Below are 24,371 nucleotides of genomic sequence, written 5' to 3' on the forward strand. Positions count from 1 at the left end.
AGACTAGAAATTAAATAGATTTCTAGTCTTTTTATTAGCAGTGGAACTTCCATTTATTGAAAAGCATCTATACCAACAACCTTGATAAGAATTGTCAGAAGGATAAGCATGAGAATGCTCATTCCATTAATTACTAAATGTAGGAAAATAGACATTTCTAGACGTTTGGTGCGATATGCAGTCCAAGTTAGGACGGCGGACATCCAACCATAGATTAAGAAAGAAGGTGGGTTTGTTGGGATATGGGCCATTGTAAAGAGGAGCCAACCAAAAACGTAACCAATTTTTTCATATCCTTCAAAGAGTTTAGTAGGTATAATACCACGGCAGATAATTTCCTCGCAAACAGGAGCTACCAAGACAACTACGAAAAAGCTTGAAATGATGGAAGTTTCTGACATGAGGCTATTAATAGTTTCTTGATTTGAAGTAGTAGTTTGATTCAGAAGTCTTAGCCAAATTCCACCAACCATATTTACAGCGATAATGGCTGCATAGCTGAGTGCGATTCGAGGAGCATCATTAATGCTAAAGAGTTTCGATTTTAGATTTAAGAGTTTGCTTTTGTGAGCACCATATAAAAAGAGTGTAACAACAGTAGTAGAGACAATTCCTACTATTAAAGATGCCCAAATAGATTCTAGTTGAGTTCTTTGTAGCAATACCCAAGTCAAAATAGGAACTTGAGATAGGAACATTGCTACAAAAAAGATTCCTAACCAAAGCAGTCTTTTACGATAATCTTTAAAAAAATTCATTCATATATCTCCTAAAAAATTTATTTCATTATAGCATACTTTGGATAGGAATTCTATAAACTACCAAAACATGAGTGTAGAGACAATTAGTAAGATATTTCGTATTAAATGACTGTAGAAGGATAAATCGTGTCTTAATTTTTGGGGGAATAAAAAGCTGAGGAAGCTAACTCCTAATAGGATATAAAAGCTGACAGAAAGGATAGTTATAGGATTATGCAGAAAAAATAAACTAAAGATCATTAGGCTAATTAGTTTTCTTGTCTTATTATGAGTTGGTAAGTTCTTCCATTTCTTGAGCGGTAAAAAAGTTGCAATATCTACTCCAAGTAAGAAAAAGAAAGAGATAAGCATCAAATCCACAACTTCTTTTTGAAGCAGAGTGCCACTGTTAGGATTATCAAATAGGATAAGGCTGACTCCCGCTACATTAATGACAATCATAGTGCTATATAATAAAAAGAAAGAACGGCTGCGATTTCGTAGCTGACTATTGACAGGATCATGGCCCGAAAGATAGTGGATAAAAGTACACATAGCAGCTAATGCCAGTAAGAATAGCAACAAGTAAAAGTATGATTGTTTTAGAGTTAGAGAAATTCCAGACCAAAATACACAGCTGCAGAGTCCAAGATATGCTACGGATCCCAATAAGAGAAGCTGGATTGATTTTCTAATTTTTTCCATAAATAAACCCCTACGTTTTTTAAACATTATAACGAAATGGATTCACAAAATATCAACTTTTTCCCAAGTGTTAGTTTTTGACTCTCAACTGTTTTTTTTAATCAGACCCAGCAAAAAACACATCCCTCGATTTTTGAAGGATGTGCTATTTGATCATAAAATTCTAACGTTTAGACCAGGTTCGCTTCATAAAGAGTAATATGATAGGATAAATTTCAAGACGTCCTGCAATCATTGCAAAGGATAGGAGGAGTTTTGAAAATGGACTAAATATTGAGAAACTTGAAGTCGTTCCTAAAATTGGACCGATATTGTTAAAACAACTGAAAACAGCACTCGTAACAACCATTAAATTGTTAGTATCTAAACTGACGATGAAGATCAGACTGAGTAGAATCATGATGTAAACTACAAAATACTTCAAAATCTTGTGTTGGGTATCCTTGTCGATGACCGTTTTATTAACATGAAGAGTTAAGACACGGTGAGGGGATATAGTAGACAAGAATTGGTTTTTTGCAATTTTAGCGAGGATGACTCCACGGATAACCTTGAGACCCCCAGCAGTAGATCCAGCAGAACCACCAATTGCCATTAACATTAGTAAGATGTATTGAGAAAACAAAGGCCAGTTCGTGATGTCTCCATAACCAAAACCAGTAGTGGTAATGATATTAGAAACTTGGAAGAAGGCCATCTCAAAACTTTGTGAAACGCCACTATAAAGGTGCAGTGTGTTGAGTGTGATTAAGCCGGTAGATATAGCAACAATCAAGAGATAAGCTCGAAGTTCCTCATCGAAAAAGAATTCCTTAAATCGACGAAGCATGAGATAGTAGTAGAGGTTGAAATTGACACCGAACATCAAAACCCCAATACTTGTCAAATAAGTGATGAGAGAACTATGATAGTGGGCAATACCATCGTTATAAACAGTGAATCCCCCAGTTCCAGCTGTTCCCATAGCGATAACAAAACTATCGTAGAGAGGCATCCCTGCAATGTAATAAATAACTACAAAGAGGGCGAACATGGCTAAGTAGAGGATGTAGAGGATTTGGGCTGTATTTTTTAATTTTGATACAACCTTACCAAATACTGGTCCAGGAACCTCAGCCTTCATAACCTCTAAGTGACTGTTTTTTGCATTGTCCATAATAGCGAGGGCGAAAACCAGCACCCCCATCCCTCCAATGAGGTGGGTAAAACTCCGCCAAAATAGAAGTGAACGGCTTAAGACCGATACGTCATTTAGGATGGTTGCACCCGTTGTTGTGAAACCAGAACTAACTTCGAAGAAGGCATCTATCATATTGGGGATTTGTCCTGAAAAGACAAAGGGAAGGGCGCCAAAGAAAGACCAGAGAATCCAGCATAGAGCAACGATCAAGACCCCTTCTTTTGCATAAATTCGTTGTTTTTTTGGCTTTTTAATGATGCCTAGAAGACCCAGGACGACAAGAATACCAATGGTAGAGAAAAGTGCTGTAAACACTTGGCTAGATTCTCGATAGTAAAGAGCGATACTGACTGGTACCAAGAGAAGGGCAGCCTCGATTAAGAGTAGCTTTGCAAGAAGAAAGCGTACCATACTTCTATTCATAGCTTACCTCTCTATCAAATCATAAATCTTGGTGATGTTTGATAGCAAAGTGATGACCACTAGCTTATCACCGACTTGGAGCGTATCTTCTCCAGTTGGGAAGATTGTTTTTCCGTTCCGGATAATGGCGGCAATCAAGACATCTTTTTTGAGCTTCAGTTGAGACAAGGGTTTGCCTGTCATCTTGTTTGCTTCCTTAATTAAGAACTGAAGGGTTTCTATCTGGCCATTTGCAAGGTGGTGCATAGCTTGAAGGTCAGAATATTGTGCATTTACACGACCATGGATAAAGTGCATGATAGTGTCAACAGCGATTGTCTTAGGCGTGATGATGCTTGAGAAATCCGTCGCGTGGATAATTTCCAAGAGACTAGTACGGTTAACTTTGGTAATGTTTTTTTGAACGCCAATACTATCCAAGAACATAGATGTAATGATGTTTTCCTCGTCGACTCCAGTCAGAGTGGCAACAGCATCGTAGTTCTGAGCACTTTCTTCTAAGAGCGTGTCTTTAGTTGTTCCATCCCCTTGAACGATATAAAGTTTAGGGAATTTTTCACTAAAGAAGGCAGCTCTTTCTTGGTTGACCTCGATTACTTTTGTGTCGATTCGACTGTCTTTTAAAATACCTAGTAGGTAGTATGCAATCTTACCAGCCCCAATGATAAGCAAGCTCTTAACAACTCTGGACTTGAGATAATTGTGGAAGAGCATCATATCGACACGATGTCCTGTTACAAAGATGCGGTCTTTATCTTCTAAAACAACATCTCCGCTAGGAATCATCAGTTTATGATCACGTTCGATGGCACAGACGATAACATTATCGAACTTTTTACGAAAATCAGCAATGGACATCTGACAAATATTGCTATCTTCTCGAACGACGAATTCCATCAGGCTAACCAAGCCACCCACGAAACGTTCAACGGATAGAGCGTTCGGGAAGTCAATGATATTTGCAATGGCACGAGCAGCTAGGAGTTCTGGATTTACAATGAGTGAAAATCCGAGAATATTTTTTTCTTTAAAGTAAGGATTAGAATATTCAGGATTACGAACACGAACGATGGTTTCTTTGGCTCCCATTTTTTTAGCGAGAACGGCTGAAACCATGTTAACTTCATCATACTGTGTCATGGCGATGAAAATATCGCAGTCTTGAACATTGGCTGCCTCTAACATAGCAAAGTCAGCACCGTTTCCTGCGATACCGATAATATCAAAGCGACTTGTCATGTAATTTAAAACAGTTTCGTTCTGTTCAATCAAGACAACGTCATGGTTGTCAGCAACAAGCGAACGACAAAGGGCAGAACCGACTTTTCCCCCTCCGACAAGAATAATTTTCATAGTTAAATAACCTACTTTTTCATTATGTCTCTATCATACCTTTTTTTTGTAAAAATTGCACTAAACAACCGATTGATTTCCTCTTATGAGGAATCGGATTAACATCCAAAGTTAAATAAATATTCTATTAAGGAAGAGTACATATTGACCAAATTTTTAACACAAGCTAAATCCATGATAAAAGTGGCTCAGTGGAGCTTGTAGAACTTTTGTAAATATGTTTGCAAAAAAATGAAAAAATCAAGACATTTCTATTGACAATCAGGCTGAAAGTGATATACTAGAAAAGTAGTTTCGCTGATTTACTTCAAACCTGTTGTGAGGTAAGTTAACGATACCTTAACCACGCTGTTTGCTGAGCTTGACTCCGGGCAGTGTGGCTATTTTTTTGCAATGATAAAAGGAAGCAAGTTATGACAAACCACATTGTATTATTTGAACCTCAGATTCCACAAAATACAGGAAATATTGCGCGTACTTGTGCAGCAACCAATTCTCCCCTACATATCATCAAACCGATGGGTTTTCCTATTGACGATCGTAAAATGAAACGAGCTGGGCTGGACTATTGGGACAAACTTGATATTTATTTCTATGATAGTCTAGATGAATTTATGGGAAAAATGAATGGACAACTCTACTTGATTTCCAAGTTTGCAGAAAAGGTCTATTCAGATGCTGATTTTACTATTGAAGGAAATCATTATTTTCTCTTTGGTCGTGAAGATAAGGGCTTGCCTGAGGCATTTATGCGTGAACATCCTGAAAAAGCTCTCAGAATTCCTATGAATGATGAACATGTTCGTAGTCTCAATGTTTCGAATACTGTTTGTATGATCGTATACGAAGCTCTACGTCAACAGAATTTTGCTGGTTTGGACTTGGTTCATATCTATGAGACTGACAAGTTGAAATAATCATGAAAGCGAATACTTAATGCTTGCACTTGCAAGCATTTTTTGTTATGATAAAAGGGTCTTCAGGGCTGGGTGTAATTCCCGACCGGCGGTGACTTTAACTAGCTATTTCGGCTTACTCGTCGTTGTCTTGTCTCGATATACTTTAGTATTATCTTCGACTGCAACGCCTAGATTAATCCCAAATATCTTAGTTAAAGAAGTCCGCGAGCGCAAGCTGATGTGGTGTGATTCCACAACCGACAGTATAGTCTGGATGGGAGAAGACGAAAGAATGATTTTATCTATTCCACTTAAATATATAGGAAGTTCTTTTGGTGTTTTGACCAATAGATTGTTTTTGATATAGTTGAGTGGATAGATAGAGTGGGACTTTCCAACTTCTTCTGATTTTATAGAAAATTGGAGGAACCTGTTATGACAAACACACGTCGACTTTCGACCATTGCAATTTTATCAGCACTTTCATTTGTGTTGATGTACTTTGACTTTCCACTCTTGCCTGCGGCGTCCTTTTTAAGAGTTGAGTTCAGTATCTTACCAGTTTTAGTAGGTTTGATTGTGCTTGATTTACCCGCAGCTTTTGTGATAATTTTACTTCGTTCCTTGCTTAAGTTGATTTTAAACAATCAAGGAGTCAGCACCTATATCGGTTTGCCGATGAATATTGTGGCTTTAGGAGTTTTTGTTCTTGCATTTGGTTTGATTTGGAAAAAAGATCGAACACCAATTCGTTTCGCTTTAGCTTCCCTAGCTGGTACAATTGGTTTGACCTTGGCTATGCTAGTTCTTAACTATGTGTATGCAGTTCCATTATATTCTAAATTTGCTAATTTTGATATTGAGAAAATTCTAGGACTAAGCAACTATCTGTTGACAATGGTTTTACCTTTTAACTTAATTGAAGGTGTTATCTTTGCACTAGCATTTTGGTTGATTTATGTCTTCTTAAAGGTAACTTTAAAACGTTATGAAAGATAAACAAACATATTTAACAAAGGGCTCTTTTGCCCTTTTACTATTTGTAATTCTGGGTTATGTCGTTAAGTTTTATCCAGAGCAACTGGTAACATTGGACTCCTCGGTTCAAACAGCTATTCGAGGTGATTTACCCGAGACCTTAACTTTGATTTTTCGTGGAATTACACGTCTGATTGATTTACCTATTGTCATTAGTTGGGCTATTATTTTGATTGCTATCTTTTACCTGAAAAAGTGGAAAACTGAGAGCCTATTGGTAGCTGGGAATCTTGGTCTGGCTGGTATTTTAATTGTGTCTTTAAAACACCTGTATCAACGTCCACGACCAGATATTTTACATTTAGTGGAGGAAAAGGGTTTTTCTTTCCCAAGTGGGCATTCACTGGCGGTGACTTTACTCATCGGTTCCTTGATCATTATCCTAGGTCAGAGAGTGAAAAACACTACTACAAAGCTAGCTTTACAAGGACTATTAGGACTTTACCTAGTTAGTGTTCTTGTCTCTAGAGTTTATCTTGGTGTCCATTATCCATCAGATGTTCTGGCAAGCCTGAGTCTAGGTCTAGGAATCTTGTTTATTGAGTTTCCTTTTTACGACAAGCTGCGCTTTCAGTGGAGATTTACAGGTAAGCAGAAGTAGGTATCAAATTCTCTTGAGGAGAAAGAAATGGAAGTCAACATAAAGGATCTTCATCCGAGTCAACTTTACTTATCAGAGAAGAAGTTGCAAGATATTCAGATGCTTTATCAGTCGGTAGAAAAGCCAAGTATTAATCCAATCAGTGTTCTTGCATTTGGAAATCGCTTGCTAATTACAGACGGGCATCACAGAGCTTATCAGGCATTGTTGCTAGGTCAGGATACGATTTCTGCTGAGTTTGATAAAGATGGTGGTGATGAACTATATCATCTTTATGCGCAAGCTTGTGAGGAAAGAAAGATTTACTCTATTTTAGATCTAAAAAATCGTATCTTACCTCAAGATGAATATGAGGCAAAATGGTATAACTGGTGTGATGGTTTTAATCAAGCAGCGGAGCTAGTATTAGGAGTAGAAAATGATGACAAAAATCATTCAGATAGATAGTTCTTTGATTTCAATCACGCCTTCAGAAAATGTTTGAGTCCCTTGATTTTGTGGAGAGTAGAAGATCTGAAAATGGGATTAGCTTTCTCTTGAAACTGGACTCCTACTAAATTTAGTATCCCTTATAATCGCTCAAGAATAGGGCGATTTTTTAATTTATAGTTTGCAAAACTTTTAAAATCGAAATGATAGGCAAATTCAGTTATAAAATTTCCCTAAAAATAGAATTTTTCTCTTGCATTTGAGAAAGATTAGTGTATAATAGTAGGGTATGTGTAAAACATACTTGTGGGAGGTAAAAATCTTTAAATTACCGCCAAAACCACAAAGGAGGATTTAAAAATGGCTAAAAAAGTCGAAAAACTTGTAAAATTGCAAATCCCTGCTGGTAAAGCTACACCAGCTCCACCAGTTGGACCTGCTCTTGGTCAAGCTGGTATCAACATCATGGGATTCACAAAAGAGTTCAACGCTCGTACAGCTGATCAAGCTGGTATGATTATTCCAGTTGTTATCTCAGTATACGAAGATAAATCATTTACTTTCATCACTAAGACACCACCAGCTGCTGTTCTTTTGAAAAAAGCTGCAGGTGTTGAAAAAGGATCAGGTACACCTAACAAAACTAAAGTTGCTACAGTTACTCGTGCACAAGTACAAGAAATTGCAGAAACTAAGATGCCAGATTTGAACGCAGCAAACATTGAGTCTGCAATGCGTATGATTGAAGGTACTGCTCGTTCTATGGGATTCACTGTTGTTGACTAATCAATAACATCCCCAATATAACCCGCAAGACTTCATCATTTCGAGAAGTGACGTGGGAGATGAAAATCGATTGAACCACTTACAAGGAGAATAGAAAATGGCTAAAAAAAGCAAACAACTTCGTGCTGCACTTGAGAAAATCGACAGCACAAAAGCATACAGCGTAGAAGAAGCTGTAGCACTTGCAAAGGAAACTAACTTTGCAAAATTTGACGCAACTGTAGAAGTTGCTTACAACTTGAACATCGACGTTAAAAAAGCTGACCAACAAATCCGTGGAGCAATGGTATTGCCAAACGGTACTGGTAAAACTTCACGCGTTCTTGTTTTCGCACGTGGTGCTAAAGCAGAAGAAGCGAAAGCTGCTGGAGCAGACTTCGTAGGTGAAGATGACCTTGTTGCTAAAATCAACGACGGTTGGTTGGACTTCGACGTAGTTATCGCTACACCTGATATGATGGCTCTTGTTGGGCGTCTTGGACGTGTCCTTGGACCACGTAACTTGATGCCAAACCCTAAAACTGGTACTGTAACAATGGATGTTGCGAAAGCAGTTGAAGAGTCTAAAGGTGGTAAAATTACTTACCGTGCTGACCGTGCAGGTAACGTTCAAGCAATCATCGGTAAAGTATCATTTGAAGCTGAAAAATTGGTTGAAAACTTCAAAGCTTTCAACGAAACAATTCAAAAAGCTAAACCAGCTACAGCTAAAGGTACTTACGTAACAAACTTGACTATCACAACTACTCAAGGTGTTGGTATCAAGGTTGATGTAAACTCACTTTAATTAGTAATTTGTAAAAAGGTTGAAGACGATAAGTCTCAACCTTTTTTTCTATGAAAATGTTAAAAACACGGATAAACTTTGGAATCGATTTGATATTGTAAAGCATCTAGATAGAAAATTCAGAAAATTTCTTCTTTTGTCTTGAAAATTTTTGAAAAAATGGTATTATAGAAACAAGTCATTTTAAGAGAACAGAAAGGGGAACAATGGAGAAAATCATTTTAGATTCAACAAAGTCGGGATCAGAACTTGTTTTGGAAACACTCCGTGATTTAGGAATTGATACGATTTTTGGTTATCCAGGTGGAGCCGTATTGCCTTTGTATGATGCTATTTATAATTTTAAAGGCATTCGTCATATTTTAGGGCGCCATGAACAAGGATGTCTTCATGAAGCTGAAGGTTATGCTAAGTCAACAGGAAAACTTGGTGTTGCAGTCGTCACAAGTGGACCGGGAGCTACAAATGCCATTACGGGTATTGCAGATGCTATGAGTGACAGTGTTCCTCTTTTGGTTTTCACAGGACAAGTGGCAAGAGCTGGTATCGGTAAAGACGCCTTCCAAGAAGCGGATATTGTCGGTATTACCATGCCAATTACCAAGTACAATTATCAGGTTCGTGAAACAGCAGATATTCCACGTGTGATCACAGAGGCGGTGCATATTGCGACAACAGGTCGTCCAGGTCCAGTCGTCATTGATTTACCAAAAGATGTTTCTGCGCTTGAGACTGATTTCATCTACTCACCAGAAGTAATCTTACCAAGTTATCAACCAACCGTTGAGCCAAATGAGATGCAAATCAAGAAAATCTTGAAGCAGTTATCTAAAGCTAAAAAACCAGTATTACTTGCTGGTGGTGGAATCAGTTACGCAGAGGCTGCCGCAGAGTTGATTGAATTTGCAGAACGGTATCAAATTCCGGTTGTAACCAGTCTTTTGGGACAAGGGACAATTGCAACTAGCCACCCACTGTTTTTGGGGATGGGTGGAATGCATGGTTCCTTTGCAGCTAACATTGCCATGACAGAAGCAGATTTTATGATTTCTATTGGTTGTCGTTTTGATGACCGCTTGACTGGAAATCCTAAGACTTTTGCTAAGAAGGCTAAAGTAGCGCATATTGATATTGATCCTGCAGAGATTGGAAAGATTATCACAGTCGATATCCCAGTTGTTGGTGATGCTAAAAAAGCCTTACAACAATTACTTGCAGAACCAGTTGTTCATAACAATACTGAAAAATGGATTGAAAAGGTCACAAAAGATAAAAATCGTGTTCGATCTTATGATAAGAAAGAACGGGTCGTCCAACCGCAAGCAGTCATTGAACGCATCGGTGAGTTGACCAAGGGGGACGCCATTGTTGTAACAGACGTCGGTCAACACCAAATGTGGACAGCTCAATACTATCCTTACCAAAATGAGCGTCAATTGGTAACCTCAGGTGGTCTAGGAACCATGGGATTCGGAGTTCCTGCAGCCATCGGGGCAAAGATTGCTAATCCAGATAAAGAAGTTGTTCTTTTCGTCGGTGATGGTGGTTTCCAAATGACCAATCAGGAATTGGCAATCTTGAATATCTATAAGATTCCAATTAAGGTTATCATGCTTAACAATCACTCGCTGGGTATGGTTCGTCAATGGCAAGAAGCTTTCTATGATGGTCGAACGTCGGAGTCAGTCTTTGATAGCCTTCCTGATTTCCAATTAATGGCTCAGGCGTACGGGATTAAAAATTATAAATTTGACAATCCTGAAACCTTAGAGAAGGATTTGGAAGTCATCAAAGAGGATGTACCAATGTTTATCGAAGTAGATATTTCTCGTAAAGAGCATGTCTTACCGATGGTACCAGCTGGTAAAAGCAATCATGAGATGTTGGGGGTGAAGTTTAATGCGTAGAATGTTAACAGCCAAACTTCAAAACCGTTCAGGTGTTCTCAATCGCTTTACAGGGGTCTTGTCGAGACGTCAAGTTAATATCGAAAGTATTTCTGTGGGTGCAACGGAGAATCCTAATGTATCACGAATTACTATTATCATTGATGTCGCATCGAATGATGAAGTAGAGCAAATTATCAAACAACTTAACCGTCAGGTCGATGTTATCCGTGTTCGCGATATCACTGATAAACCTCACCTAGAGCGAGAAGTTATCTTGGTTAAGATTGCTGCACCAGCTGAGAAGCGAGCAGAAATTTTGGCAATCATTCAACCTTTCCGTGCAACTGTAGTCGATGTAGCTCCAAGCTCCATTACCGTTCAGATGACGGGAAATGCAGAAAAGAGTGAAGCTTTGATTCGTGTCATTCGACCATACGGTATCAAGAATATTGCTCGTACGGGTGCAACTGGATTTACCCGTGATTAAAAATCCAATCTAAATTTGTTAATTTAGCCTATCAGGCAATAAAAATAGAAAAGAGAGAAAAAACTATGGCAGTTCAAATGGAATACGAAAAAGATGTAAAAGTAGCAGCACTTGACGGTAAAAAAATCGCCGTTATCGGTTATGGTTCACAAGGACATGCGCATGCTCAAAATTTGCGTGATTCAGGTCACGATGTGATTATCGGCGTTCGTCCAGGTAAATCATTTGATAAAGCTAAAGAAGATGGTTTTGATACTTACACAGTAGCAGAAGCAACTAAATTGGCTGATGTTATCATGATTTTGGCTCCAGACGAAATTCAACAAGAATTGTACGAGGCAGAAATCGCTCCAAACTTGGAAGCTGGAAATGCAGTTGGTTTTGCACATGGTTTCAACATCCACTTCGAATTCATCAAAGTTCCTGCAGATGTTGATGTCTTCATGTGTGCTCCTAAAGGACCAGGACACTTGGTACGTCGTACTTACGAAGAAGGATTTGGTGTTCCAGCGCTTTACGCCGTATACCAAGATGCTACAGGAAATGCTAAAGACATCGCTATGGACTGGTGTAAAGGTGTTGGTGCAGCGCGTGTAGGTCTTCTTGAAACAACATACAAAGAAGAAACTGAAGAAGATTTGTTTGGTGAACAAGCAGTTCTTTGCGGTGGTTTGACTGCCCTTATCGAAGCTGGTTTTGAAGTCTTGACTGAAGCTGGATACGCTCCAGAATTGGCTTACTTCGAAGTGCTTCACGAAATGAAATTGATCGTTGACTTGATCTACGAAGGTGGATTCAAGAAAATGCGTCAATCAATCTCTAACACAGCTGAATACGGTGACTACGTTTCAGGTCCACGTGTGATCACTGAACAAGTCAAAGAAAACATGAAAGCCGTTCTTACTGATATCCAAAATGGTAAATTTGCCAACGACTTTGTGAACGACTACAAAGCTGGTCGTCCAAAATTGACTGCTTACCGTGAACAAGCTGCTAACCTTGAAATTGAAAAGGTTGGTGCAGAATTGCGTAAAGCAATGCCATTTGTTGGTAAAAACGACGATGACGCATTCAAAATCTACAACTAATTTTTGAGAATAAAGATAGAAGGCGAGTTGGGGGTACCTAACCCGCTTTTTATCTTGAAAACGAATTAAGGAGAAGATTATGCTTAGTGCAAAAGATGTGGTAAAAGCCCATAAAGTATTGTGTGGTGTAGTAGTCAATACACCGTTAGAATATGATCATTACTTATCAGAGAAATACGGAGCTAAAATTTATCTCAAGAAAGAAAATGCTCAACGTGTTCGGTCATTTAAGATTCGTGGTGCTTATTATGCGATTTCACAATTAAACAAAGAAGAACGCGAACGTGGTGTAGTGTGTGCTTCAGCGGGAAATCACGCCCAAGGAGTTGCTTACACATGTAATGAGATGAAGATTCCTGCAACAATCTTTATGCCAATTACAACACCTCAACAAAAAATTGGTCAGGTTCGTTTCTTTGGTGGTGATTTTGTAACGATTAAGTTGGTAGGAGATACCTTTGATGCATCTGCCAAGGCTGCTCAAGAGTTTACAGTCGCTGAAAATCGTACCTTTATTGATCCTTTTGATGATCCTTATGTTCAAGCAGGACAAGGAACAGTAGCTTATGAAATTTTAGAAGAAGCGCGAAAAGAATCCATTGATTTTGATACTGTCTTGGTTCCTGTAGGAGGTGGAGGACTCATTGCAGGAGTTTCTACTTATATAAAGGAAACGAATCCTGCTATTGAAGTTCTTGGTGTAGAAGCTAACGGAGCTCGTTCCATGAAGGCGGCATTTGAGGCTGGAGGTCCCGTTAAACTCAAAGAAATTGATAAGTTTGCAGACGGGATCGCTGTGCAGAAGGTTGGACAATTGACCTATGAAGCAACCCGTAAAAATGTTGAAACGCTAATCGGAGTGGATGAAGGCTTAATCTCTGAGACCTTGATAGATCTTTATTCTAAACAAGGGATTGTGGCTGAGCCTGCTGGTGCTGCTAGTGTGGCGGCTCTGGAAGTACTGTCAGACTATATAAAAGGAAAGACTATTTGTTGTATCATTTCTGGAGGAAATAACGATATCAACCGTATGCCAGAGATGGAAGAGCGTGCCTTGATTTACGATGGTATCAAGCATTACTTTGTAGTCAACTTCCCACAACGTCCAGGGGCTCTTCGAGAATTTGTAAATGATATCTTGGGGCCAAATGATGATATCACTCGTTTTGAGTATATTAAACGTGCCAGCAAGGGAACAGGACCAGTCTTAATCGGGATTGCTCTTGCTAACAAGCATGATTATGCGGGTTTGATTCATCGAATGGAAAAATTCGATCCGTCTTATATTAACTTAAATGGGAACGAAACTCTATATAATATGCTTGTTTAATATACTATAAAATTTTTATCATATCATTTGCCTAACCTATATACGAGTGCTATAATGTAAGTGAAGAAAGGGGGAGATTCCCATGGTTTTACCAGTTTTACCAGTTATACTTGTTGTATTAATTCTAATGCTTATTGTGGGAGTTACTTTAGTAAGTTCTGTTTATGTCGTTCGTCAACAATCTGTTGCCATTATCGAACGATTTGGTAAATATCAAAAGTTAAGTAATAGTGGTATTCATCTGCGAGCACCATTTGGCATTGACAAAATTGCAGCTCGTGTACAGCTACGCCTTTTACAAAGTGAAATCGTAGTTGAAACCAAAACCCAAGATAACGTTTTTGTGACCATGAATGTCGCAACTCAATACCGTGTAAATGAGCAAAACGTTACAGATGCTTACTATAAATTGATGAGACCGGAAGCTCAAATTAAATCTTATATTGAAGATGCATTACGCTCATCTGTTCCTAGATTAACTTTGGATGAATTGTTTGAGAAAAAAGATGAAATTGCATTAGAAGTTCAAAAACAAGTAGCGGAAGAAATGTCAACGTATGGGTATATTATCGTTAAGACGCTCATTACCAAAGTTGAGCCGGATGCAGAAGTCAAACAATCAATGAACGAAATCAATGCAGCTCAACGTAAGAGAGTGGCCGCTCAAGAATTGGCTGAAGCAGACAAAATAAAGATCGTTACAGCGGCAGAAGCTGAGGCAGAAAAAGATCGTCTTCATGGTGTGGGGATCGCAGAGCAGCGGAAAGCAATTGTTGATGGACTTGCTGATTCTATTAAAGAGTTAAAAGGAGCTAATGTCGAATTAACTGAAGAACAAATTATGTCAATCCTATTAACCAATCAGTATTTAGATACATTGAATAATTTTGCAGACAAACAAGGAAATAATACTATATTCTTGCCAGCAAATCCTAATGGAGTTGAAGATATACGGACCCATATATTATCGGCTTTAAAAGCCAAATAATTGTGTTCTGAGCGCTTTAATTCAGTGTATGTATGCGTTTTTATTGACAATACTTATAAAAACATATAGAATGAAATAGCGCAAAGAAAAAAATAGGAGAATAACATGGCTAAGTCTAACTTTGAAAAAGTAGAATCAGTTGTTAGCTGGGTTCGTGATAAAAAAATCACAGGGTATCGTATTTCTAAGGAAACAAATGCACGTGAAATGTCTATCATTGCTTTAGCTCAAGGACGTGCAAAAGTTAAAAACATTTCCTTTGAAACAGCCCTCGGCTTAATTGATTTCTACGACAAAAATCATGAAAAATTTGAAGATTAGTCTTTGGATATAGGCAGGTTCGAAAAGAACCTGCCTTTTCATTTTAGGAAATATAAAAAGACTGCAGGTTGCAGTCTTTTTTGATTATCCAAGATAGCGTTGTAAAAATTCTTTGGTGCGTTCTTCTTTAGGATTGGTAAATAGCTCTTCAGGTTTGCCTTCTTCTGCAATAACCCCCTTATCCATAAAGATAACACGGTTTGATACATCGCGAGCAAATTCCATTTCGTGGGTTACAACGATCATAGTCAAGCCTTCTTGAGCTAGTTCTTGCATGATTTTGAGAACTTCACCGACCATTTCAGGGTCGAGGGCTGATGTAGGCTCGTCAAAGAGAATGGCATCAGGATTCATAGAAAGAGCACGAGCAATAGCCACACGTTGCTTTTGACCACCAGAAAGTTGCTTTGGTTTGGCTTGCCAGAAACGTTCTCCCATACCAACCTTTTCAAGGTTTTCTTTTGCAATTTTCTCTGCCTCTGAGTGGTCACGTTTGAGAACAGTTGTCTGTGCCACAATCGTATTTTCGAGAACATTGAGATTTTCAAAAAGATTAAAGGACTGGAAAACCATACCTAGTTTTTCACGGTAGTGAGTAAGGTTATATCCTTTTTCAAGGACGTTTTCACCGTGATAAAGGATTTCACCTTCAGTTGGAGTTTCGAGAAGGTTGATAGAACGTAGGAAGGTTGATTTACCACTACCGGAACTTCCGATGATAGAAATCACTTCTCCTTTATGAATAGTGAGGGAGATGTCTTTTAGGACCTCGTTTTGTCCATAGGATTTTTTGAGGTGTTTGATTTCAAGAATGGGTTGATTCATTATTTCAAATCCTCCGTTTGCATTTGGTTAGCACCTGTTGTGTAGGTATCCATATCCATACGTTTTTCAATGTAACGGAGAATACGCGTTACTGTAAAGGTAAGGACAAAGTAAATAACTGCGATGATGGTAAAGGTTTGGAAGTATTGGTAGGTTTGTGTTGCTACTGTATTTCCTGAGAAGTAAAGTTCTACAACAGAGATAACATTCAATACAGAAGTATCCTTGATGTTGATGACGAACTCATTACCAGTTGCTGGTAGAATATTTCGAACAACTTGAGGCAAAACAATCTTACGCATGGTTTGATTATGAGTCATACCAAGTGCAGTTGCCGCTTCGAATTGTCCCTTATCAACAGCCAGAATACCACCACGGACGATTTCTGTCATGTAGGCACCCGTATTGATAGAAACGATAAAGATAGCAGCCAGTGTTCGGTCTAGGTTGATACCAAAGGCTTGTGCAGTACCATAGTAGATAACCATGGCTTGTACAATCATAGGAGTACCACGGAAAATTTCAATATAGACGTTGAGAATCCAGCCAAGTAGATTTTGGATTACGTAGATAAATTGATTTTCAGATTGAGGTGCAGTACGGAAGACACCGATAGCAAGACCAATGATGAGACCGACGATAGTACCGATAATGGAAATGAGAAGAGTAATACCTGCACCACGCAAGAGTTGTTGCCAGTTCTCAGATAGAATTTTAGCAACTTGGCCAAAGAAATTACTATTGCTTTCTTCAGTTGTTGTAGATTCGGCAGGTTGCTCTTTGATCATACGATCCATTAGCGCAACTTGTTCTTCTTTAGAAATGGTTTCAATGCTAGCGTTGATTTGACTGATACGTTCGTCGTCTTTACGTAAACCGATAGCGATAGATGTATCTTCCTCCCCAGTTTTAAAGCCAGGTTCAGGTTGAATCATTTTAAACGTAGCGTTTGCTGACTCGGCAGTTAAGGCTTCTGGACGTTCAGAGACATAGGCATCGATGACCCCAGCTTCAAGAGCTTGTCGCATTTGCGCAAAATCACCCATAGCAGTTTCTTTCTTAGCACCTGAGATTTGTGAAATCAAGTCATAAAGGTAAACACCTTGTTGAGAAGTGATTTTTGCTCCGCTAAAATCCTCTAGTGATTTAGCATTAGCATAGGCAGAATCCTTCTTGACCAAAAGTACTGGTTCGCTAGTGTAGTAGCTGCTTGAGAAGGCAATTTCTTGTTTTCGTTCAGCAGTTGGGCTCATACCTGCAATAATCATATCGATTTTACCAGAGGTAAGGGCTGGAACGAGTCCTTCCCATTTAGTTTTTACAACCAAAGGTTCTTTGCCGAGGTCCTTAGCAATCTTTTTAGCTATTTGGACATCATACCCGTTGGCATATTGATTGGTTCCATCGATTTTGACAGCACCGTTACTGTCATCATCCTGAGTCCAGTTAAAAGGTGCGTAAGCTGCCTCCATTCCGATGCGTAAATATTCATCGGCTTGGACCTGGCTAACTAGTCCTAGAGAAAGGGCTAGGCTAGCAAGGATAGATAAGCATAATTTTTTCATGTTTTCTCCTATTTCTAGTCTAAAAATAGCTCCCTCTATTGTATCTAAAAATGGTGAGATTTTCAATACAAGTAAACCTTTACTTGTAAAAAATGATATAATAGTGAAAAAACTTGGAAGGCAGTGTAAGATGAAAAAGAAATGGCTATTGGCTTTGATATTTACCTGTTTCCTTTTTGTACCGCGCTTGGTTTTTGCTGTAGACTTTGATATTTTATCCTATAAGGGAGATTTGAATATTCATGCAGATAATACAGCAGTTTTCAAAGAAACAATTACCTACCATTTTAAAGATGATTTTAATGGTCAATTGATTGGTCTCGGTAAAGCAGGGAAAATGCCAAAAGGATTTGATATAGATGATGACCCAACTGTCCTTGTATCTAAAAATGGGCAAATCATTCAGGATGTTCTCTCATATACTAAGGAAGAAGAGGATGGCTACAAGGTCTTCGTTCTTAATCCAGGAAATGCAGGAGATACTGTTCGGGTAACCGTTACCTGGCAACTGTCAAATATTCTCTTTTTGTATAACGATATCGCGGAGCTAAATTGGCAACCACTGACAGATAGTTCAGGAGATATCAAAGATTTAGAATTTCGAGTAACTTCAGATAGTCCTGCAGAGAAACTCTTTTTTCATACTGGCAAACTCCTCAACGAGGGAAGTGTCGAGAAAGTAAATGATATCTACTGGGTTAAGATGAAAAATCTTCCTAAAAAACGTCAGATTGAACTTCATGCCTATTGGCCGAGAGAAGCTTTCTCAAGTGCTCCGAGTCAAGAGTTGAATGAAGATGATTTAAGTAACTTCAAAAGAGTTGAAGTAGAAATAAAAGCCAATAAAGTGCAGGCGAATGTCATGATAAAATGGATTTTCCCAATCTTCTGTATTACTCTCTTACTAGTAACGGTCCACTATTATAGAGAATTTCGTCAGCATACGACTCTTAAAAAGGTATATCCAAAGAATCATCGTCTCTACGAACCTCCAATGGACTTACCTCCAATGGTTTTGGCAGAAGCCATTTATTCAACCTCCTTAGAGGAAGTTAGTCCCCTAAATAAGCATAAGTTTGGTAAGTTCACCTTTGAACAATTAATCCAAGCAACCTTGCTAGACTTAGTCGATCGCGGGCATTTATCCATTTTTCAGGGTGAAGAGGAACCATGGATAAAAATTAATAATGAAAAAGGCTTGTCTAATTTTGAAAAAGAATGCTTGCGCATGACTCTTTCAACTAAGAAAGAAATTGCTTTATCTGATCTTTTCCTTGAATATCAAGTTTCTTCAACTTTGTTCCATGGTGCTAAGGAAGCTGATGAGAAACATATTCGAGAATTCGGATTACATCTAAAACGTTCTTTCGAGAGACGACTTCAACGTATGCAAAGTTGTGTTCGAGACAAGGTAAAAATTTTACGACTTCCGAGCTACTATCGTCCTTTGACAGATACAGAAAATAATCTTGTGAAGAAAATGAAAGCCTGTTCAGCTGTAACAGGACTTATCGGCTTTCTCATTTTTTACTATAGTCTAAGAACCTGTGGTTATTTCTCAATTCCTTTACTTTCCCTCGGTTTACTGGGGTTACTTGCTAGTGCCTTAGTTCATTTTGCGACACGAGGGCCATCTCGTGATGGTGTCTTAAATGAAGAAGGAGCAGAAGCATTTTATCTCTGGACAAGTTTTGAAAATATGCTTCGGGATATTGCCCATTTAGAGAAGGCTGAACTAGAGAGTATTGTTGTTTGGAATCGACTTTTGGTTTATGCAACTCTATACGGATGTGCCAAGAAAGTGAACAAAATCATGAAGCTCCATAACATACAGCTTGGAAATGCAGATATGAATCTTTATGTATATTGTGGATGGGATACCAACTTTCATGCATCAACCTCTCATATAAACCATTATGCAGCAATCGCAAATACAGCAAGTACTTTTTCTGTATCATCCGGAAGTGGTAGCTCTGGTGGAGGTTTCTCAGGCGGTGGTGGCGGAGGAAGTGTTGGTGCTTTCTAAAGAAAACTAAACACAGCCTTTAAAAGTATGATATAATGGAGGATAGAAAAAGGAGTAATCTATGTATTTTTTTGAAATTTTAAAATCTATCTTTTTTGGTATTGTTGAAGGAATTACAGAATGGTTGCCGATTTCGAGTACTGGTCACTTGATTTTGGCAGAAGAGTTTATCCAGTATAAAGATCAAAATGAAGCCTTTATGTCTATGTTTAACGTAGTCATTCAACTGGGTGCTATCCTAGCCGTTATGGTTATCTACTTTAACAAGCTTAATCCCTTCAAACCAGGTAAGGATAAAGTTCAAGTTCGTAGAACTTGGCAATTATGGTCTAAAGTATTTGTTGCGACACTCCCTCTTCTCCTAGTCTTTAAGTTTGATGATTGGTTTGATACTCACTTCCATAATATGGTTTCAGTAGCCATTATGTTGATTGTTTATGGGGTTGCTTTCATTTATCTTGAAAAACGCAACAAAGCACAAGCGATTGAGCCAACAGTAACTGAGCTAGATAAGTTACCTTATAAAACAGCCCTCTATATTGGACTTTTCCAAGTCTTGGCCCTTTTACCAGGAACTAGCCGTTCAGGTGCCACTATCGTCGGTGGTTTGTTAAATGGAACCAGTCGTTCAGTGGTGACAGAGTTTACCTTCTATCTAGGAATTCCAGTTATGTTTGGAGCCAGTGCCTTGAAGATTTTTAAATTCATCAAAGCAGGGGAAGTATTGAGTTTTGGTCAATTCTTCTTGCTCCTAGTCGCCATGGTAGTCGCTTTTGCAGTCAGCATGGTTGCTATTCGTTTCTTGACCGGCTATGTAAAAAAACACGACTTCACAGTCTTCGGTAAATACCGTATTGTCCTTGGTAGTGTCTTGTTACTTTATAGCTTTGTTCGATTATTTGTATAAGAAAAAAACCTTGAGGGAAGTTTCCTTCAAGGTTTTTAAAATCCAGTCACTGTGACTCCCAATAAACGGACGCCTTTATCCTTATCACTGAGTGTTTCGTAGAGTTGAATAATGCTTTGAGCAATTTCTTCAGAGTCTTGTGTTTGTTGATCCAGTGTTTTTCGTTTTGTCAAAGTAGAAAAGTCAGCATAGCGGATTTTCAAAATGACGATCTTACCACTTTTTTCATATTTTTGAAGACTAAGAGCAACTTTTTCCGAAAGGAGAGTTAGCTCTTTTTTGATATCTCCTTCCAGACTAAGAATCTTACTATAGGTTTTTTCTTTACCAATAGACTTACGAATACGGTCAGATTTAACGGGAGAATTATCAATCCCACGAGCCTTTCGGTAAAGGTCAAATCCAAGTCGTCCAAAACGATCAATAAGCGCAATTTCAGAGATTTCTATGAGATCAGCTCCCGTGAATACACCCATTTGATGCAATTTCTCAACAGTTTTCTTGCCAACGCCGTGGAATTTAGCAATATCCATTTGTTTGAGGAAATTTTCGGCTTCTTCAGGGAGAATAACCGTCAAACCACGAGGTTTTTGATAGTCACTAGCCATTTTAGCTAAAAACTTATTATAAGAAACCCCGGCAGAAGCGGTCAGATGGAGTTCTTGCCAAATATCCTGCTGAATTAAGCGAGCAATCTTAACGGCAGATTTGATACCGAGTTTGTTTTCAGTTACGTCTAGATAGGCTTCATCGATACTCATAGGCTCAATTTTATCTGTATATCGTTTGAAAATAGCTCGTATCTGTTGACCGACAGCAGTATATTTTTCGTAGTTTCCAGAAATGAAAACGGCTTGCGGACAACGCTCATAGGCCTCTTTGGAACTCATAGCTGAGTGGATGCCAAAGTCTCTCGCTTCATAACTACAAGTCGAAACAACTCCGCGACCTCCTGTTTTTCTTGGGTCGCTACCAATAACAACGGGTTTCCCTTTAAGCTTAGGATTGTCTCTAATTTCTACCGCAGCAAAAAAAGCATCCATGTCAATATGGATGATTTTACGAGATAAATCATTCATCAGTGGAAATATCAGCATGTGATGACCTTTCTTTGGTAGAATTACTAGCTATATTATAACCTTTTTCAGAAAAAATAGAAAATAGGTAAATCTTTTTTCAAAACTATAATACAGTTATTGCGAAAACAACAACTGTATTATAAAAGAAAGTGGAAAAAATTACTTATTTTAGTTGTTGAAATCGTTTACTGTGTGGTATACTGAATACATGAATGTAACAGATGACTGTTACTAGAAAGATAAAAGAGGACATTAACATGGTTGTTAAGACAGTTGTTGAAGCACAGGACATTTTTGACAAAGCCTGGGAAGGCTTTAAAGGTGTTGACTGGAAAGAAAAAGCAAGTGTATCACGGTTTGTACAAGCTAACTACACACCTTATGATGGAGATGAAAGCTTCCTTGCAGGACCAACAGAGCGTTCACTTCACATCAAAAAAATCGTAGAAGAAACTAAAGCACACTACGAAGAAACTCGTTTCCCAATGGATACTCGTCCAACTTCTATTGCTGATATTCCAGCTGGATTTATCGACAAAGAAAACGAATTGATCTTCGGTATCCAAAACGATGAACTCTTCAAATTGAATTTCATGCCAAAAGGTGGTATCCGTATGGCTGAAACTACTTTGAGAGAAAACGGTTATGAGCCAGATCCAGCTGTTCACGAAATTTTCACTAAATACGTTACAACAGTAAACGATGGTATCTTCCGTGCATATACTTCTAACATTCTTCGTGCTCGTCACGCCCACACTGTAACTGGTCTTCCAGACTCATACTCACGTGGACGTATCATTGGTGTGTACGCACGTCTTGCTCTTTATGGAGCTGACTTCTTGATGCAAGAAAAATTGAATGATTGGAATGCTATCAAAGAAATCGATGAAGAGACAATCCGTCTTCGTGAAGAAATCAACCTTCAATACAAAGCATTACAAGAAGTTGTTCGTTTAGGTGACCTTTACGGAGTTGATGTTCGTAAACCAGCGATGAACGTTAAAGAAGCTATCCAATGGGTAAACATTGCCTTCATGGCTGTCTGCCGCGTTATCAACGGTGCAGCTACATCTCTAGGTCGTGTGCCAATCGTCTTGGATATCTTTGCTGAACGTGACCTTGCTCGTGGTACATTTACTGAATCAGAAATCCAAGAGTTTGTTGACGATTTCGTTATGAAACTTCGTACAGTTAAATTCGGTCGTACAAAAGCTTATGACCAATTGTACTCAGGTGACCCAACCTTCATCACAACTTCTATGGCTGGTATGGGTAACGACGGTCGTCACCGTGTTACTAAGATGGACTACCGTTTCTTGAACACTCTTGACAACATCGGTAACTCTCCAGAACCAAACTTGACAGTTCTTTGGACTGACAAATTGCCATACAACTTCCGTCGCTACTGTATGCACATGAGCCACAAACACTCTTCAATCCAATACGAAGGTGTTACAACAATGGCTAAAGATGGATACGGTGAAATGAGCTGTATCTCATGTTGTGTGTCTCCACTTGACCCAGAAAACGAAGAACAACGTCACAACATCCAGTACTTCGGTGCTCGCGTTAACGTTCTTAAAGCTCTTCTTACTGGTTTGAACGGTGGTTATGACGATGTTCATAAAGACTACAAAGTATTTGATATCGAACCAATCCGTGACGAAGTTCTTGAATTCGAATCAGTTAAAGCTAACTTCGAAAAATCTCTTGACTGGTTGACTGACACTTATGTAGATGCATTGAACATTATCCACTACATGACTGACAAGTACAACTACGAAGCTGTTCAAATGGCCTTCTTGCCAACTAAACAACGTGCTAACATGGGATTCGGTATCTGTGGATTCGCTAACACTGTTGACACATTGTCAGCTATCAAGTACGCTACAGTTAAACCAATCCGTGACGAAAATGGCTACATCTACGATTATGAAACAATCGGTGAATACCCACGTTGGGGTGAAGATGACCCACGTTCAAACGAATTGGCAGAATGGTTGATCGAAGCTTACACAACTCGTCTACGTAGCCACAAACTTTACAAAGACGCAGAAGCTACAGTATCACTTTTGACAATCACATCTAACGTTGCTTACTCTAAACAAACTGGTAACTCACCAGTCCACAAAGGTGTATACCTCAACGAAGATGGTTCAGTGAACTTGTCTAAACTTGAATTCTTCTCACCAGGTGCTAACCCATCTAACAAAGCTAAAGGTGGATGGTTGCAAAACTTGAACTCACTTGCTAGCCTTGACTTTGGTTACGCAGCTGATGGTATCTCATTGACAACTCAAGTTTCACCACGTGCTCTTGGTAAGACTCGTGACGAACAAGTTGATAACTTGGTAACAATCCTTGATGGTTACTTCGAAAACGGTGGACAACACGTTAACTTGAACGTTATGGACTTGAACGATGTTTACGAAAAGATCATGTCAGGTGAAGACGTAATCGTTCGTATCTCTGGATACTGTGTAAACACTAAATACCTCACTCCAGAACAAAAAACTGAATTGACACAACGTGTCTTCCACGAAGTTCTTTCAATGGATGATGCATTGAGCTAAGATTCATAAATAGTAAATAAATACCAGTCATTTTGACTGGTTTTTTGGTATAAAAAAATTTTTTAAAAAAATTAGTCAATTTTGGTCAAATCTCTTGACTAATACTGACCAAAGTGATATACTAAGAACATAAGGATGAGAAAATCCTTAGAAAACCATGATTTTAAGGTGATTGTGTAATTTATCTTAAGATTAAAGTATGGGTAAAACCTAGAAAGAGGTGCAACCTATGTTTACCATTAGTATTTTAGAAAATCCAATTACTAAATCTGTATTGGATAAAGAGAAACCTGAAATTATACGTAGAGTAGCAAATTGCTAGTCTAAAATTTTTAAAACAAAGGTCAGAGAA

The 24,371-nt window shown here is 38.6% G+C and carries 22 protein-coding genes and 1 riboswitch; of the genes, 15 read left to right on the forward strand and 7 right to left on the reverse strand.

Translation table 11 applies throughout. The features are described from left to right. Nucleotides 1-53: 53 nt before the first annotated feature. From GOM46_RS01950 to trkA, 4 genes are all read right to left on the reverse strand, one after another. Nucleotides 54-758 carry a CPBP family intramembrane glutamic endopeptidase gene (locus GOM46_RS01950; RefSeq protein ID WP_235083822.1) on the reverse strand — a complete coding sequence of 235 codons (705 nt, stop codon included), beginning with the start codon at nucleotides 756-758 and terminating at the stop codon, nucleotides 54-56. Between the two features lie 60 nt (nucleotides 759-818). Next, complete coding sequence (locus GOM46_RS01955) at nucleotides 819-1,445, reverse strand: hypothetical protein (protein ID WP_006150151.1); 627 nt, start codon at nucleotides 1,443-1,445, stop codon at nucleotides 819-821. Between the two features lie 163 nt (nucleotides 1,446-1,608). Then, nucleotides 1,609-3,048 (reverse strand): TrkH family potassium uptake protein, encoded by a 1,440-nt coding sequence (locus GOM46_RS01960; RefSeq protein WP_006150084.1) that lies wholly within the window; start codon nucleotides 3,046-3,048, stop codon nucleotides 1,609-1,611. A 3-nt stretch (nucleotides 3,049-3,051) separates the two neighbouring features. Next, a complete protein-coding gene (gene trkA, locus GOM46_RS01965; RefSeq protein WP_235083824.1) occupies nucleotides 3,052-4,401 on the reverse strand; it encodes a Trk system potassium transporter TrkA in 1,350 nt (449 codons plus the stop codon). Between the two features lie 413 nt (nucleotides 4,402-4,814). On the opposite strand from trkA, the gene GOM46_RS01970 reads away from it, so the two are divergent. The 12 genes from GOM46_RS01970 (at nucleotide 4,815) to GOM46_RS02025 (ending at nucleotide 15,044) form a co-directional block, all read left to right on the forward strand. Beyond that, nucleotides 4,815-5,318, forward strand: coding sequence for a tRNA (cytidine(34)-2'-O)-methyltransferase (locus GOM46_RS01970; RefSeq protein ID WP_235083825.1), 504 nt, complete (start codon nucleotides 4,815-4,817; stop codon nucleotides 5,316-5,318). A 54-nt stretch (nucleotides 5,319-5,372) separates the two neighbouring features. Beyond that, nucleotides 5,373-5,590, forward strand: a riboswitch (FMN riboswitch). Nucleotides 5,591-5,735: 145 nt separating this feature from the next. Then, nucleotides 5,736-6,299: an ECF transporter S component gene (locus GOM46_RS01975; protein ID WP_006150358.1), complete on the forward strand. Its 564-nt coding sequence runs from the start codon at nucleotides 5,736-5,738 to the stop codon at nucleotides 6,297-6,299. Continuing rightward, nucleotides 6,289-6,939 (forward strand): phosphatase PAP2 family protein, encoded by a 651-nt coding sequence (locus GOM46_RS01980; protein WP_006150305.1) that lies wholly within the window; start codon nucleotides 6,289-6,291, stop codon nucleotides 6,937-6,939. The genes GOM46_RS01975 and GOM46_RS01980 overlap by 11 nt, the downstream gene beginning before the upstream one ends. Before the next feature lie 27 nt (nucleotides 6,940-6,966). Then, entirely contained in the window at nucleotides 6,967-7,386 is a 420-nt protein-coding gene (locus GOM46_RS01985; protein WP_235083826.1) for a ParB N-terminal domain-containing protein, read from the forward strand. Between the two features lie 342 nt (nucleotides 7,387-7,728). Next, nucleotides 7,729-8,154 (forward strand): 50S ribosomal protein L11, encoded by a 426-nt coding sequence (gene rplK / locus GOM46_RS01990; RefSeq protein WP_001085806.1) that lies wholly within the window; start codon nucleotides 7,729-7,731, stop codon nucleotides 8,152-8,154. Nucleotides 8,155-8,251: 97 nt separating this feature from the next. Beyond that, a complete protein-coding gene (gene rplA, locus GOM46_RS01995) occupies nucleotides 8,252-8,941 on the forward strand; it encodes a 50S ribosomal protein L1 (RefSeq protein WP_001085675.1) in 690 nt (229 codons plus the stop codon). A 206-nt stretch (nucleotides 8,942-9,147) separates the two neighbouring features. After that, a complete protein-coding gene (locus GOM46_RS02000; protein ID WP_235083827.1) occupies nucleotides 9,148-10,848 on the forward strand; it encodes an acetolactate synthase large subunit in 1,701 nt (566 codons plus the stop codon). Further along, nucleotides 10,841-11,317, forward strand: a complete 477-nt coding sequence (ilvN, locus tag GOM46_RS02005; RefSeq protein ID WP_006150351.1) for an acetolactate synthase small subunit — start codon at nucleotides 10,841-10,843, stop codon at nucleotides 11,315-11,317. Before GOM46_RS02000 ends, ilvN begins: the two co-directional genes overlap by 8 nt. A gap of 65 nt (nucleotides 11,318-11,382) precedes the next feature. Continuing rightward, complete coding sequence (gene ilvC, locus GOM46_RS02010) at nucleotides 11,383-12,405, forward strand: ketol-acid reductoisomerase (protein WP_006150246.1); 1,023 nt, start codon at nucleotides 11,383-11,385, stop codon at nucleotides 12,403-12,405. A gap of 79 nt (nucleotides 12,406-12,484) precedes the next feature. Further along, nucleotides 12,485-13,735 carry a threonine ammonia-lyase IlvA gene (ilvA, locus tag GOM46_RS02015; protein WP_006150372.1) on the forward strand — a complete coding sequence of 417 codons (1,251 nt, stop codon included), beginning with the start codon at nucleotides 12,485-12,487 and terminating at the stop codon, nucleotides 13,733-13,735. A gap of 82 nt (nucleotides 13,736-13,817) precedes the next feature. Beyond that, entirely contained in the window at nucleotides 13,818-14,723 is a 906-nt protein-coding gene (locus GOM46_RS02020) for an SPFH domain-containing protein (RefSeq protein WP_006150392.1), read from the forward strand. Between the two features lie 105 nt (nucleotides 14,724-14,828). After that, complete coding sequence (locus GOM46_RS02025) at nucleotides 14,829-15,044, forward strand: hypothetical protein (protein ID WP_002893653.1); 216 nt, start codon at nucleotides 14,829-14,831, stop codon at nucleotides 15,042-15,044. An 84-nt stretch (nucleotides 15,045-15,128) separates the two neighbouring features. On the opposite strand, the gene GOM46_RS02030 is transcribed toward GOM46_RS02025, so the two are convergent. Together GOM46_RS02030 and GOM46_RS02035 are read right to left on the reverse strand one after the other, a co-directional pair. Continuing rightward, on the reverse strand, nucleotides 15,129-15,869 hold the full coding sequence (locus tag GOM46_RS02030; RefSeq protein ID WP_235083828.1) for an amino acid ABC transporter ATP-binding protein: 741 nt from the start codon (nucleotides 15,867-15,869) through the stop codon (nucleotides 15,129-15,131). Continuing rightward, complete coding sequence (locus GOM46_RS02035; protein ID WP_235083831.1) at nucleotides 15,869-17,434, reverse strand: ABC transporter substrate-binding protein/permease; 1,566 nt, start codon at nucleotides 17,432-17,434, stop codon at nucleotides 15,869-15,871. The genes GOM46_RS02030 and GOM46_RS02035 overlap by 1 nt, the downstream gene beginning before the upstream one ends. Nucleotides 17,435-17,564: 130 nt before the next feature. Between GOM46_RS02035 and GOM46_RS02040 the strand changes: the two genes are divergently transcribed. Together GOM46_RS02040 and GOM46_RS02045 are read left to right on the forward strand one after the other, a co-directional pair. Further along, complete coding sequence (locus GOM46_RS02040) at nucleotides 17,565-19,460, forward strand: DUF2207 domain-containing protein (protein WP_235083833.1); 1,896 nt, start codon at nucleotides 17,565-17,567, stop codon at nucleotides 19,458-19,460. 61 nt (nucleotides 19,461-19,521) lie between these two features. After that, nucleotides 19,522-20,367 carry an undecaprenyl-diphosphate phosphatase gene (locus GOM46_RS02045; RefSeq protein WP_235083834.1) on the forward strand — a complete coding sequence of 282 codons (846 nt, stop codon included), beginning with the start codon at nucleotides 19,522-19,524 and terminating at the stop codon, nucleotides 20,365-20,367. A 35-nt stretch (nucleotides 20,368-20,402) separates the two neighbouring features. On the opposite strand, the gene dinB is transcribed toward GOM46_RS02045, so the two are convergent. After that, entirely contained in the window at nucleotides 20,403-21,464 is a 1,062-nt protein-coding gene (gene dinB, locus GOM46_RS02050) for a DNA polymerase IV (protein WP_235083835.1), read from the reverse strand. Nucleotides 21,465-21,703: 239 nt separating this feature from the next. On the opposite strand from dinB, the gene pflB reads away from it, so the two are divergent. Further along, entirely contained in the window at nucleotides 21,704-24,019 is a 2,316-nt protein-coding gene (gene pflB, locus GOM46_RS02055; RefSeq protein WP_006150108.1) for a formate C-acetyltransferase, read from the forward strand. Nucleotides 24,020-24,371 lie beyond the last annotated feature (352 nt).

Origin of the sequence: Streptococcus infantis (assembly GCF_021497965.1) — a bacterium.
Taxonomy (GTDB): domain Bacteria; phylum Bacillota; class Bacilli; order Lactobacillales; family Streptococcaceae; genus Streptococcus; species Streptococcus infantis_B.